The organism is Clostridium nitrophenolicum, from assembly GCF_055391695.1.
The window spans coordinates 5,159,946-5,173,274 of record NZ_AP042469.1; the positions used below are offsets into that span (position 1 = coordinate 5,159,946).

Below are 13,329 nucleotides of genomic sequence, written 5' to 3' on the forward strand. Positions count from 1 at the left end.
GCGTTATGGCCAAAACCATAACGCTTTTATTTTTTATTTTAGTACATTCCGTCCATTCCCATTCCTGGGCCACCTGGCATTGGAGCAGGATTTTTTTCTGGAATATCAGCTACTGCTGATTCTGTTGTTAGGAATGTTGAAGCTACTGATGCAGCATTTTGTAGAGCTGATCTTGTAACCTTAGTTGGGTCAACGATACCAGCTTTAATCATATTTACATATTGATCTTTTAAAGCATCGTATCCTACTCCAACTTCATTAGTTTTAACTTTTTCAATTATTACAGAACCTTCAACTCCAGCATTAAATGCTATTTGTCTTACTGGCTCTTCTAATGATTTTCTTATTATATCTATACCAATCTTAACATCAGCAACATCTGAAGTTAATTTCTCTACTTCTGGTATTGCATTAACATAAGCTGTTCCGCCTCCTGGAACTATACCTTCTTCAACAGCTGCTTTAGTAGCTGCTAAAGCATCTTCTATTCTAAGCTTTCTTTCTTTTAATTCTGTTTCTGTAGCAGCACCAACTTTAATTACAGCTACTCCACCAGCAAGCTTAGCAAGTCTTTCTTGTAATTTCTCTCTATCAAAATCTGATGTAGTTTCTTCTATTTGTCTCTTTATTTGAGCTACTCTATCATGGATAGCATTCTTATCGCCTTTTCCATTTACTATTGTAGTATTTTCTTTGCTGATTTTAACTGAGTCAGCTCTTCCAAGCATCTCTATTGTAGCTTCTTTTAAGTCTCTTCCTAATTCTTCTGATATCACTTGACCGCCAGTAAGTGTAGCTATATCAGCAAGCATCTCTTTTCTTCTGTCACCAAATCCAGGAGCTTTTACTGCTACGCAAGTAAATGTTCCTCTTAATTTGTTAACAACTAAAGTAGCTAGTGCTTCACCTTCTACATCTTCAGCTATTATTAATAGTTTCTTTCCTTGTTGTACTATTTGCTCAAGTACTGGTAGTATATCTTGTATATTTGATATTTTCTTATCTGTTATTAAAATATATGCATCATCTACTGAAGCTTCCATTTTTTCTGTATCAGTTACCATGTATGGACTAACATATCCTCTGTCAAATTGCATACCTTCAACAACATCTAGTTCAGTTCCCATGGATTTAGATTCTTCTACAGTTATAACTCCTTCGTTACCTACCTTTTCCATAGCATCTGCAATTAGCTTACCTATTTCTTCATCAGCAGCTGATATTGCAGCAACTCTTGCTATGTCTTCTTTTCCTTCAACTGGTCTTGAAACTTTCTTTATTTCTTCAACAGCTTTATCAACAGCCATTCTTATACCTTGTCTTATAAGCATTGGGTTAGCACCAGCTGTAACATTTTTTAATCCTTCTCTTATTATAGCTTGTGCAAGTAAAGTAGCTGTAGTTGTTCCATCACCTGCTACATCATTTGTTTTTGTAGCAACTTCTTTAACAAGCTGAGCTCCCATGTTTTCATATGGATCTTCTAACTCTATTTCTCTTGCTATAGTAACACCATCATTAGTTATAAGTGGTGAACCAAATTTCTTATCAAGTACAACATTTCTTCCTTTCGGTCCTAATGTTATTTTAACAGTATTAGCAAGCTTATCAACACCTGCTTGCATTGATCTTCTAGCTTCTTCGCCAAATAAAATGCTTTTTGCCATAAATAAACCCTCCCTACGATTTCGTTATATTTAATGTACGTTATGAACCATTCTTAGTGTATTATTCTATTACAGCTAATATGTCGTCTTGCTTTAAAATGATATACTCGATGTTATCCATCTTAACTTCATTTCCAGCATATTTGGAGAATAAAACTTTATCTCCAACTTTTACTTCCATCTTAACTTCTTTTCCATTAACTAATCCGCCAGGTCCTACTGCTACAACCTCAGCTTCTTGTGGCTTTTCCTTTGCAGTTCCCGGTAATACTATACCGCTTTTTGTAGTTTCCTCTGCTTCAATTCTTTTAATAACGACTCTGTCACCAAGTGGTCTAATGCTCATTTAAACCCCTCCTTAAAATTATATGTTATATTTAAAATCTTTTTGTTAACTTTGTTGTTAGCACTCATCACTCTTGAGTGCTAATACAATTATTATAATAAATAATTGTATTTACATTTTCAAATTCTAATTTTCAACTTAATCTATTGTTAATGGCGAAATAAGCAAACAGCATTAAATTAAATAGGTATTTCTCCCCATTTCTATTAATTTCATTATTATACTATTTGAGCAAAGTTTTTTACCTCAAAAACATACATCTATATTATTTTCCCTATTTTACGGTTATAATACCATTATAACAAAATTTTCTATATTTTTAGCTTATGAAAGGAATGATTATCATAGATAAATTACTAAAAGGTTTGCTTAGATTAATATTTTCTATCTCACTATTTTTGTTTGTTATAATTTCATCAGTTAAAATCACTCTTAATTTTAGGCTTTTATATTATTTTGATATAAAATATTTAAATTTAGAAAAGTATACAAGCTTAAATAATCTTCAAATAAAATCAACCTATGATTACCTTATAAACTACTTAAACTCAAGTAAATCTATAGATTTTAATATCCCTCTTCTTCCATCATCGCAAGAAGGAATAATTCATTTTATTGAGGTAAAAAAACTTTTTTTAAAATTTAATTTTATTTTAGGTATTTGTACTTTGATAACTATATTTGCAATATACTTTGCTATTAAGTATAAAGATTATCTGTTTTTAAAGTGGTGCTCTAACATTATTTTTTGTACTTGTTTTCTTCTTTTAAGCGGTTTCCTTTGGAATTTTGATAAATGCTTTACTTTTTTTCACAAACTATTTTTCAATAATGACTATTGGCTTCTTGATCCTAAAACTGATCCTATTATTAATATCTTGCCAGAAACTTATTTTCTGCACTGTGCTCTGCTTATACTTTTACTGGTAATAGGCTGCAGTATCTTACTTAGACTGCTATACAGAAAAATAAGAGATGATAAGTAAACATAATTTACTCATCATCTCTTGCATAACTTTTCTTCATTAGTCCTTTTACTATCTTTTCTCCTTTAAAAACTCCAACTATGAATAAGCATATAGATATAGCAGCTATTATAATCAACAATAACTTATTTCCACTGTTAATTTTAGCTCCAAAATAAGCAGATACTAAGATTCCTGGAATCCTTGCTATCGTTGAGTATTTTATGAAATCTTTAAAGTTTATACTTGAGATACCACAAATATATGCCAATGCATCCTTAGGTATACCTGGAATTAAATATAATAGAAAAACGATAGTATTTATACTTCCTATATTAAGTATTCTATTAAAAAACTTAAGGTCTTTTTTTGATATTATTTTATTTACTAAAGGTTTACCGTAGTAAGATGAAAATCCATAAGCCAGAGCACTACCTATTGTTATTCCTACAATAGATAAAACACTTCCTCCTAAAGTACCATATATGTAACCACCAGCAATTTGTATTATTTCCCCTGGAATAAAAAATGCCACTACCTGAAGGATTTGTAATAGAATATATGCTAGAATACTATAGTTTCCATATGACATAATTATATTCTTAACTTTATTTGGATCCCTTAGAATATGAGAGTATTTAATATAATATTCATGTGCCGTAAAGATAAAAAAAATCATAACTAACACAAGCATTATATGAGATTTGTATTTAGACAGTTTATTATAAAAACCTTGCAAAAATTCCTTCATTTTGATTTCTCCTGATATAGACAAAATTTAATTTATTTATATATTATCTTACAATTTTATCAAAGTAAACTTAATTTTTTACAAAATAAAAAAAACTTTGAATAAAGCCCAGCTTTACTCAAAGTTAAATAATTATCTATCTAAATTTATTTCATCAAATTTATTTAGGTTTTCATTTGAAAGTACGGATTTTTTAGTAGATTGTCCACTAAACTTAGTTAGCTGAGGTCTGGACTTCATAATAGAAACCATAGCTGCAGGGCCTCCTATACATCCGCCTTCACACATCATACCTTCTATAAAGTTTCCTTGCAATCTTCCTGTCTTGGCCATAGTCATAGTTCTCTTAATTTCATCCATTCCACTTGCTTTAACAGGGGTAAATTCTGATTCAAGTCCCTTTTCTTTTACATAATTCTCTATTGCAGCAGTGAGACCTCCGCCTTGTGCAAAGCCTCTTCCAAATATAGAAGCATCATCAATAACTGTATCTTCACAATTCTCAGGATCTACATTAAAAGCTCCCATTAAGGCTGCTATTTCTTCAAATGTTAAAACATAATCTACAGCATCTTTTACTGATTCTCTACTTGCTTCAGCTTTTTTAGCAGTACATGGACCTATAAATACTACAGCAGCATCCTTGTACATCTCTTTTATCATTCTTCCTGTCGCAACCATAGGTGACACTGTACCAGATATCTTGTCTGCTTGATCTGGGAATTTCTTTTCTACATAACTCATGAATCCTGGGCAGCATGAGTTAGTCATATATTTGTCGCCTCTTTCCATTCTATGAGCAAATTCATTTGACTCATGAACAGTTACAGCATCTGCTCCACAAGCTGCTTCAACCATATCAAAAAAGCCTACTTGCTTAAAAGCTTCTTTTATTTGTCCAACTGTTATCTTAGGCCCAAATTGCCCTGTTATAGCTGGTGCTACTACTGCATATACCTTCTTTTTTTCTGATAGCAATTTAACTACGTTGGTAATGTAACTTCTATCAGATATAGCTCCAAAAGGACATGCTCCCATACATGCACCACAATTTATACATTCCTCTTTTTCTATAACAGCTATTTTATTTGAAGGGTTAATATCCAATGCACCAGTAGGACAAGATCTCTTACATGGTCTCATTACTTCCGCAACAGCATTATATGGACATACTTTTTTACACATTCCACATTCTTTACAAAGTTCTTGATTTATATATGCTCTTCCAGCAACTCTAGTTACAGCATCAGCTGGACATACTTCCATGCATTTATGCTCAATACATCCTCTGCAGGCTTCTGTTATAGTATACTTATCAATAGGACACTTATCACAAGCTGCTGATAATACATATAACATTTGTCCATCATCTTTAATTTCAGTTATTTCTGATTCAACACCTTTATTTGGTATAAATCCCGAAGCTAAGGTTGCTCTTTCATAAACAATTGCTCTTTCTTTATAAACACAACATCTGTATTGAGCCTTTTCTCCTGGTACAATGGCAAAAGGAACCTTTTCTAATTCTTCTTTATTTATTCTATTTTCTTTAGCCATACAAGCTACTTCTTTTAATACTAAGTATTTAAGCTTTTTTAATTGAGTTTCAAACGCTATCATTTCTATATCCCTCCTGTAAAAATATATCAATATATTACAATGACGAATTTAAATTATAAAATTAATTTTATAATACAGTTAGCTTTATCAGCTTTATTCAAGCCCTTATACATTATAACAGATTATTTTAAAATATGTAACAGTTTTTTAATGGCAAAACATTAAAAATTTTTATAAAATATTTATACACTTAGAATACTTAAATATAAACTGTTTAAAATTATAAATAAAATAACTTACAAGTTAATTTACACTATAATCTAAGTTAGTAATTTTTATAGAAGAAGAGAGCAAATAAATAGTTGAGAGTTGGCAATTTTCAACTCTCAACTAAAAATCATGTATTTTAAATTTAAGTATTAGCAGTATGTTCTAGTGTATAAGCTAATTTTCGGTTCATAAAATCCTACAATCAACTAATCAATATTTATGTGGTTTTCCCTAGCATAATAAAATAAATATTGTTGCGCAAATCCTGATAACTCTCCAAACTTATTAATACCAAATTCTCTTATCTTTTTTAGAGACACATCTGGGGCTAAATAGAAATAATGCATTGCCCTTTTTACCCATACGTCAACAGGAAATGCTGAGTATTTCTGCATCGAAAACAGCATTATACAATCAGCAACTTTAGGTCCAATTCCCATAAATTTTTGCAGTTCCTTGTGGCATATATCATCTTCCTGGGATTTTATCCAATCAATATCATACTTTTCATCGTATTGATCTTTCTTTATTGTGTTAGCATAAATATTATCTACTGTATTCTTTATATACTTCGCTCTAAAACCTGTGCCACATTTCTCTAACTCTTCTTCTGTTGCTTTATTAAGCTGCTCTATCGTAGGAAATGCTAAGTATTTTTTCCCTTTGTATTCTAATTCATTACCCCACTTTTGACTTATCTTTTCTATTGCTCTCTTAATCATAGGTATTCTATTATTTGCCGATATAATAAATGAAACTATCAGTTCAAAGGGGTCCTGCCTAAGTATTCTAATTCCATGTCCAAACTCTACTGACTTTTCTAGGATAGAATCCTTACTTAGTACATTCTTTATCTCTGAATAATCTCTGTATAAATCAAAATAATTACTCCATATACTATTAAATTCATCTTCAGTTGTATTAAATATTATAACATCTTCGCCTTTTTTTTCTACTTCTATTACTCTACCGAAAGCCACTCCTATATAGTTGCCATTCTCTTGCCTATTCCATCTAAAGCACTGCCCACATTCAAATATATGATCCAGCTCAAAATTCCTAACACCTTTTATTACTATACTATTTTCAAAAGTTTCTATGTAGTTAAAATCCATACTATTGCCTCCCACACACGGAGAGTTATTCTGCTCTCTCTCTTATAATTATTTCGTCTAATATTTCTGCTGCTGAATACAACATGACACTGCATCTACTTTCCTCAGTTCTGTATCCTTCTTTCAGTTTATTGCAGCTGTTTGTTCCGAACTTCTCTTCGAATTTATTAAAAAATTCTTTTGTGAGCTCTTTAATTCTATCACTTTCATGAGCTCTTTCTTTAGTAAAGAGTATCCCTAATACAGCCAAAGAACCAGTAATTACACCACATACGCTTTCAATTGCCATACCGCCACCAAAAGCAGCCATTGTCTTTAAAGTCTTTTTGTCCAATTCCAAATTATATTCCTCATTAGCTGCATATATTATGGTTTCCGCACAATTCAAATCATATTCCTCTCCGTAGTATTTTTTTACCTTTTCTACTAACATATCTCTACCTCCAATTTTTTTACTTTATATTATACATTTTACAACAATTTTTCCTATCATGAAATAAATATTATTTAATAATCATTGCTCAAATCATATAAAAAAATGCCGTATTAGTCTTAAAGCTAATACAGCATTGTAAATTTCATATTAACACAATTTACTTTTTATTTAAGAATTCATCAATAGCATTAGCAGCTTTTTTACCTGCTCCCATAGCAAGTATAACTGTAGCAGCTCCTGTTACGGCATCTCCTCCAGCATATACTCCTGCTCTTGATGTAAGACCAGTTTCTTCTTCTGCTACTATACACTTATATTTATTTATTTCTAAGCCCTTTGTAGTTGAAGATATTAATGGATTTGGTGATGTTCCAAGGGACATAATTACTGTATCTACGTCCATTATGAATTCTGAACCTTCTACAACAACAGGTTTTCTTCTTCCTGATGCATCTGGTTCACCTAGTTCCATTCTTACACACTTCATGCCTTTAACCCATCCATTTTCATCACCTATGATTTCTGTAGGATTTGTAAGAATGTCTAGTATTACACCTTCTTCTTTTGCATGATGTACTTCTTCAACTCTTGCTGGAAGTTCTGATTCTGATCTTCTATAAACTATATGAACCTCTGCTCCAAGTCTTAATGCGGTTCTAGCAGCATCCATAGCAACGTTTCCGCCGCCAACTACAGCTACCTTTTGACCTACTCTTATAGGTGTATCATAATCTTCTTTGAATGCTTTCATTAGATTATTTCTTGTTAGGAATTCGTTTGCTGAGAATACTCCATTTAAGTTTTCTCCTGGTATTCCCATAAACTTAGGAAGTCCTGCACCTGATCCAATGAATACTGCATCAAAGCCTTCTTCCTCTACAAGTTGATCTATTGTAACAGTTCTACCAACTATAACGTTAGTCTCTATCTTAACGCCTAACTTTTTAACATTCTCAACTTCGTGTTTAACAACTGTTTCTTTAGGAAGTCTGAATTCTGGAATTCCATAAACTAAAACTCCACCTGCTTCATGTAGTGCTTCGAATATAGTTACTTCATATCCTAGCTTTGCAAGGTCTCCTGCACAAGTAAGTCCTGCAGGACCACTTCCTATTACAGCAATCTTTTTACCGTTCTTAGGCTTTGTTTCGGATAAGTCTATATTGTTTTCTCTTGACCAATCAGCAACAAATCTTTCAAGCTTACCTATAGCTACAGCATCTCCCTTTATACCAAGTACACATTTTCCTTCACATTGAGATTCCTGTGGACATACTCTTCCGCATACTGCTGGAAGTGCACTTGATTTAGCTATAATTTTAGCCGCTTCTTCAAAGTTTCCTTCCTTAACCTTTGATATAAACTCTGGGATGCTTATTGTTACAGGACAGTCTCCTACACATTTAGGATTTTTACAATTTAAGCATCTTGATGCTTCTTCCATTGCCTCTTCGTTAGTGTATCCTAAACAAACTTCAGCAAAATTAGTGCTTCTTTCTTTTGCATCTTGTTCTTTTATTGGTATCCTTTTCATTCTGTCCATTATTTGTCACCTCCGCATCCGCAGCCTTTTCCATGATGAGTGTCGCCTTCTACTTCTCTTAAAATTTTTCTTCCTTCTTCACTCTTATACATAGCTTGTCTTCTCATTGCTTCATCAAAATTTACTAGATGTCCGTCAAATTCTGGTCCATCAACACAAGCAAATTTTACTTCGTCGCCAATTGTTACTCTACAAGCACCACACATTCCTGTTCCATCAACCATTATTGGATTTAAGCTTACTACAGTCTTAATTCCATACTCTTTTGTAAGCTTAGCAACAAATTTCATCATGATCATCGGTCCTATAGCTACCACGTGATCATATTTCTTACCTTCATTATCTATAAGTTCTTTTAATAGGTTTGTAACAAGTCCCTTATATCCATAGCTTCCATCATCTGTAGCAACATATAAATGTTTACATACAGCCATCATTTCTTTTTCAAGTAATAAATATTCCTTTGATTTAGATCCAACGATAACGTCTACATCGATTCCATTTTCATGGAGCCATTTAACTTGTGGATACACTGGTGCTGTACCTACACCGCCAGCTATAAAGATTATATTCTTTTTCTTTAATTCTTCTATATCTTCATGAACAAGATCTGATGCTTGTCCTAATGGCCCTACAAAATCTGTAAAATTTTGACCTTTTTCATATTCAGCCATTCTCTTAGTAGAATCACCAAGTGTTTGGAATACTATAGTTACAGTTCCCTTTTTTGCATCATAATCGCAGATTGTTAGAGGTACTCTCTCTCCTCTTTCATCCATTTTTACTATAACAAATTGTCCAGGATAACATGATTTCGCAACTCTTGGAGCTTCTACATCCATTAGATAAATGTTTGGCGCCAATAATCTTTTGTCTACAATTTTGTACATTTCTATTCCCCTCCGTAAAATATGTTTAATATATTAATCGCACTCTCATCCCCACTTAATTATAACATATTAAATTTATTTTTGTATAACTAATCGATAATTTGTATAAATTTATATAAAAATCTGAAATTGAGGGAATTTAATGTATTAAATTTATAATTTTTTCAAGAAAAAATCTAAGCCAACTCTGCATCTTTAAAGTCTATTGTTTCTCTAAAAATAATTCTTGGAGTCCCTAAATACCTGGTTATTTCCGTGGCAATTTCTTCATCACTATCTTCTATAACCTGTTTTGAAATAAATAATATATCATAATTTAATTTTTTTATTTTTGCAGCTAATATACTTGATATAGATACTTCTCCTGCTCCAGCTAAGCTTTTATCTGATATGAGTATGCCTTCATCTGCGCCCATAGCTATTGCTTCCTCTAACACCGTTTCCGAATGGAGAGTTTCCATACATATTACTGTAACTTTAGCTCCTCTATCTCTTTTCAATTCTAATGCTTTCTCTAGTATGCTTTCACTCTGTGAATTGATTATAGGTAACCCACATCTCTTTATAGCAATCCCAGTTTTTGAATCTATTTTTACTTCCATTGTGTCTGACAGCTGCTTCAAACAAACTACTATATTCACTTATATAATCCCCCCCATGATTTAACGGTCTTCAAATCTACTTTAATTATAAATAAACTTTTTGTTAATATTATAACAAACGTTTACAAAAAATAATTAAAGTATATACCTCAATTACCATTATACACTTCCAGTATTATGCATTTCAATATCAAATTTACAAATATGCAGAAAATTAGCGTATAATTATGCTAATTTCTGATATTTATAAATTTAAATTTTATATTTTTTTTATTTATTCTATGTCATTTAGCAAACAACTAAGTGTAAGTAAACTATCGCTAAGGTGTACGTTTTCAACCTTCACGGTTTCTGGAACAACTAAGTCAATCGGGGCAAAGTTCCATATTCCCTTAACGCCATTTTTAACAAAAGTTTCACAAATTTTTTGAGCATTATTATTTGGAACACATATTATTCCTATATCTGTTGGATTTTCTTTTAAATAATCACCTAGATAATCTATATCCTGTATTTCTATATCTCTTATTTTTAGTCCCATAAGCTTAGGATTAATATCAAAAATCCCATTTAACGTAAACCCTAATTTTTCAAATTGCGAATAGTTTGCTATTGCTTGACCTATATTTCCAGCTCCTACTATTACTGTTTTATATTCCTTAGTAAGTCCCAATATTCCACTTATTTGGTTATATAATTCACTAACATTATAGCCGTAACCTTGTTGTCCGAAATCTCCAAAACAATTTAAATCCTGTCTTATTTGTGAGGCTGTAAAGCCTATTTTTTCACTTAACTCTTTTGAAGATATTCTATCAACATCATTTCTCATTAATTCTGCTAGGTATCTATGATACTTAGGTAATCTTTTTATTACAGCCATTGATATATTTTTTTTCTTATCCATTCTGCACCTCCACTTGTATACCACAAATTAATATAATTCCTAAACACATTGTTTATATTTTATCATTTAACTATTACTTCATCCCACTTTTTATAGTATTATTTAATTATATAATATGTCAATAGTATATTTTTTATTTATTACTATCTATTATTGTCTTTTTCTCATTCTTTTTGCTATCAAATTTTTTAATATAAATTTTTAATTAGTAAATAATTCTTATGCAAAGCTATTATATTTAATTATTGTGTTAAATTATCAAAATTAATCTACAAAAAAATCTTCAACCATAGTAAAATATTAATGGTTAAGGAAGGTGAACTTATGGTAGTTTTAAGTTGTAAAGATATTAATAAAGGATTTGGAATAGATGTCATACTTGAAAATGTTACTTTCAACATAAATGAGGGCGAAAGAGTTGGATTAATAGGACCAAACGGTGCAGGAAAGTCTACACTTTTCAAAATTATCACTAATCAAATTGATTATGATAATGGAGAATTATTTATAGATAAAAATAAAACTTTAGGATATTTATCTCAACATCTTTCATTAGATTTTTCAAGCACTATATATGGTGAGCTTCTTACTGTTTTCGAGGATCTAATAAATTTAGAAAATAAATTAGAGAAGCTTGAGTTATTAATGAATGAACCTTATGACTCTAGTAAAGAAGAATATCATAATAAGATAATTAAAGATTACACCACCTCCTCAGAGCTTTATCAAAATAGAGGTGGATATACTTACAAAGCTGAAATAAGTAAGGTATTAAAAGGTCTCGGCTTTACAGAACAGGATTATAATAAGCCTATAGAAGTCTTAAGCGGAGGACAAAAAACTAGAGTTGCTCTTTGTAAACTTCTTTTAATAAAACCTGATATCTTATTATTAGATGAGCCTACAAATCACCTTGATTTAGATGCTATTGAATGGTTAGAGGAATACTTAAATGCATACAAAGGAACCATAATCATAATATCTCATGATAGATACTTTTTAGATGCCATAACAAATAAAACTTTCGAATTAATACACGGACATGTAAACTGTTATAATGGTAATTATACTTCTTATATTGATTTAAAACAGAAAAATTATGAAGTACAATTAAAAGCATATACTCTTCAGCAAGCAGATATTAAAAGACAAGAAGAGATAATTGAAAGATATAGGTCTTTCAATCGTGAAAAAAGTGTAAAAGCTGCAGAAAGCAGACAAAAAGCTCTAGATAAAATTGAAAGAATAAAAGCTCCCGATAAAGAAGAAAGATTAGGTAATGTAACCTTTGAAACTCAAATTAAAAGCGGTAACGATGTGTTGCATGTGGAAAATTTGAGTAAAAGCTTCGGAGATAAAACTTTATTCTATGATCTCAACTTTGATATTAAAAAAGGTGAGAAAGTAGCTCTTATAGGAGAAAACGGCAGAGGTAAAACCACTCTATTTAAAATAATCATGGATGAAATTTCTCCAGATAATGGTGTGTCATGCCTTGGTAAAAATGTCTTTATAGGTTATTATGAGCAAGAGCAAGCTAATATAAATCCAGAGAATACTGTTATAGATGAGGTATGGGATGATTTCCCTGAACTAACTACAACTGAAATCAGAAATGCTTTAGCAGCTTTTCTTTTTAGAGGCGATGACGTTTTTAAAATGGTATCTTCCTTAAGTGGAGGAGAGAAATGTAGAATCAATATATTAAAGCTTATGCTTTCTAAATCCAACTTTCTATTATTAGATGAACCAACAAACCATCTTGATATAGTGTCTCGCGAGGCCTTAGAGGATGCCATTATGGGATATGATGGTACTGTTCTCGTAATATCCCATGATAGATATTTTTTAAATAAGGTTATAGGTAAAATATATGAATTAAATGAAGATGGAGTTAGAGAATATTTAGGTAACTATAGTTACTATATAGAGAAAAAGAAGAATCCACTAAGGTTTCAATTGGAAGAAGAGAGTTTTGGAAAAACAAAAACACAAATACAAAATGAGAAAAAGAAAAAAAGAGAAGTGGAAAAAGCAGAAAAAGAAAAAAAATTAAGAGTTAAAAATATAGAAACTGAGATTTCAAACCTAGAAAAATATATAGTAGAGTTACAAAATCAACTTTGTCTTGAAGATGTCTATTCCAATCCGGAAAAAAGCGAAAATATAAATAAACAACTACTAGATTCCCAAAATGATCTAGATGATTTATACGAAGAGTGGGAAAGCTTATTGTAAATCAAAAAACAGCTGATATTGTCAGCTGTTTTTTATTTT

Annotated in this window: 12 protein-coding genes; 2 read left to right on the plus strand and 10 right to left on the minus strand. The window is 31.1% G+C overall.

Features of this window, described 5'->3' with window-relative positions; genetic code table 11:
* Nucleotides 1-38: 38 nt before the first annotated feature.
* Entirely contained in the window at nt 39-1,667 is a 1,629-nt protein-coding gene (gene groL, locus ACZ5N4_RS24520; RefSeq protein ID WP_464205166.1) for a chaperonin GroEL, read from the minus strand.
* Nucleotides 1,668-1,728: 61 nt separating this feature from the next.
* The gene (gene groES / locus ACZ5N4_RS24525; RefSeq protein WP_464205168.1) at nt 1,729-2,013 is read right to left on the minus strand and encodes a co-chaperone GroES; all 285 of its coding nucleotides are present in this window, start codon (nt 2,011-2,013) and stop codon (nt 1,729-1,731) included.
* 335 nt (nt 2,014-2,348) lie between these two features.
* Between groES and ACZ5N4_RS24530 the strand changes: the two genes are divergently transcribed.
* On the plus strand, nt 2,349-2,999 hold the full coding sequence (locus ACZ5N4_RS24530) for a TIGR01906 family membrane protein (protein WP_464211042.1): 651 nt from the start codon (nt 2,349-2,351) through the stop codon (nt 2,997-2,999).
* 7 nt (nt 3,000-3,006) lie between these two features.
* On the opposite strand, the gene ACZ5N4_RS24535 is transcribed toward ACZ5N4_RS24530, so the two are convergent.
* From ACZ5N4_RS24535 to ACZ5N4_RS24570, 8 genes are all read right to left on the minus strand, one after another.
* Nucleotides 3,007-3,729 (minus strand): TVP38/TMEM64 family protein, encoded by a 723-nt coding sequence (locus tag ACZ5N4_RS24535; protein WP_464205170.1) that lies wholly within the window; start codon nt 3,727-3,729, stop codon nt 3,007-3,009.
* Nucleotides 3,730-3,861: 132 nt separating this feature from the next.
* Nucleotides 3,862-5,349, minus strand: a complete 1,488-nt coding sequence (locus tag ACZ5N4_RS24540) for a 4Fe-4S dicluster domain-containing protein (protein ID WP_464205171.1) — start codon at nt 5,347-5,349, stop codon at nt 3,862-3,864.
* 416 nt (nt 5,350-5,765) lie between these two features.
* A complete protein-coding gene (locus tag ACZ5N4_RS24545; protein ID WP_464205172.1) occupies nt 5,766-6,674 on the minus strand; it encodes a DNA-3-methyladenine glycosylase family protein in 909 nt (302 codons plus the stop codon).
* Nucleotides 6,675-6,699: 25 nt separating this feature from the next.
* Complete coding sequence (locus ACZ5N4_RS24550; protein ID WP_464205174.1) at nt 6,700-7,107, minus strand: C-GCAxxG-C-C family (seleno)protein; 408 nt, start codon at nt 7,105-7,107, stop codon at nt 6,700-6,702.
* 160 nt (nt 7,108-7,267) lie between these two features.
* Complete coding sequence (gene gltA, locus ACZ5N4_RS24555) at nt 7,268-8,653, minus strand: NADPH-dependent glutamate synthase (protein WP_464205176.1); 1,386 nt, start codon at nt 8,651-8,653, stop codon at nt 7,268-7,270.
* Complete coding sequence (locus tag ACZ5N4_RS24560; RefSeq protein WP_464205178.1) at nt 8,653-9,543, minus strand: sulfide/dihydroorotate dehydrogenase-like FAD/NAD-binding protein; 891 nt, start codon at nt 9,541-9,543, stop codon at nt 8,653-8,655. The genes gltA and ACZ5N4_RS24560 overlap by 1 nt, the downstream gene beginning before the upstream one ends.
* Nucleotides 9,544-9,719: 176 nt before the next feature.
* Nucleotides 9,720-10,184, minus strand: a complete 465-nt coding sequence (locus tag ACZ5N4_RS24565) for an adenine nucleotide alpha hydrolase family protein (RefSeq protein ID WP_464205180.1) — start codon at nt 10,182-10,184, stop codon at nt 9,720-9,722.
* A 235-nt stretch (nt 10,185-10,419) separates the two neighbouring features.
* The gene (locus ACZ5N4_RS24570; RefSeq protein ID WP_464205182.1) at nt 10,420-11,052 is read right to left on the minus strand and encodes a redox-sensing transcriptional repressor Rex; all 633 of its coding nucleotides are present in this window, start codon (nt 11,050-11,052) and stop codon (nt 10,420-10,422) included.
* Between the two features lie 324 nt (nt 11,053-11,376).
* On the opposite strand from ACZ5N4_RS24570, the gene abc-f reads away from it, so the two are divergent.
* Nucleotides 11,377-13,290: a ribosomal protection-like ABC-F family protein gene (gene abc-f / locus ACZ5N4_RS24575; protein WP_464205184.1), complete on the plus strand. Its 1,914-nt coding sequence runs from the start codon at nt 11,377-11,379 to the stop codon at nt 13,288-13,290.
* Nucleotides 13,291-13,329 lie beyond the last annotated feature (39 nt).

Excerpts from the sequence above, each read along its gene's own strand:
- groL (WP_464205166.1), bottom strand. The coding sequence starts at position 1,667 with ATGGCAAAAAGCATTTTATTTGGCGAAGAAGCTAGAAGATCAATGCAA.
- groES (WP_464205168.1), bottom strand. The coding sequence starts at position 2,013 with ATGAGCATTAGACCACTTGGTGACAGAGTCGTTATTAAAAGAATTGAA.
- ACZ5N4_RS24530 (WP_464211042.1), top strand. The coding sequence starts at position 2,349 with ATGATTATCATAGATAAATTACTAAAAGGTTTGCTTAGATTAATATTT.
- ACZ5N4_RS24535 (WP_464205170.1), bottom strand. The coding sequence starts at position 3,729 with ATGAAGGAATTTTTGCAAGGTTTTTATAATAAACTGTCTAAATACAAA.
- ACZ5N4_RS24540 (WP_464205171.1), bottom strand. The coding sequence starts at position 5,349 with ATGATAGCGTTTGAAACTCAATTAAAAAAGCTTAAATACTTAGTATTA.
- ACZ5N4_RS24545 (WP_464205172.1), bottom strand. The coding sequence starts at position 6,674 with ATGGATTTTAACTACATAGAAACTTTTGAAAATAGTATAGTAATAAAA.
- ACZ5N4_RS24550 (WP_464205174.1), bottom strand. The coding sequence starts at position 7,107 with ATGTTAGTAGAAAAGGTAAAAAAATACTACGGAGAGGAATATGATTTG.
- gltA (WP_464205176.1), bottom strand. The coding sequence starts at position 8,653 with ATGGACAGAATGAAAAGGATACCAATAAAAGAACAAGATGCAAAAGAA.
- ACZ5N4_RS24560 (WP_464205178.1), bottom strand. The coding sequence starts at position 9,543 with ATGTACAAAATTGTAGACAAAAGATTATTGGCGCCAAACATTTATCTA.
- ACZ5N4_RS24570 (WP_464205182.1), bottom strand. The coding sequence starts at position 11,052 with ATGGATAAGAAAAAAAATATATCAATGGCTGTAATAAAAAGATTACCT.
- abc-f (WP_464205184.1), top strand. The coding sequence starts at position 11,377 with ATGGTAGTTTTAAGTTGTAAAGATATTAATAAAGGATTTGGAATAGAT.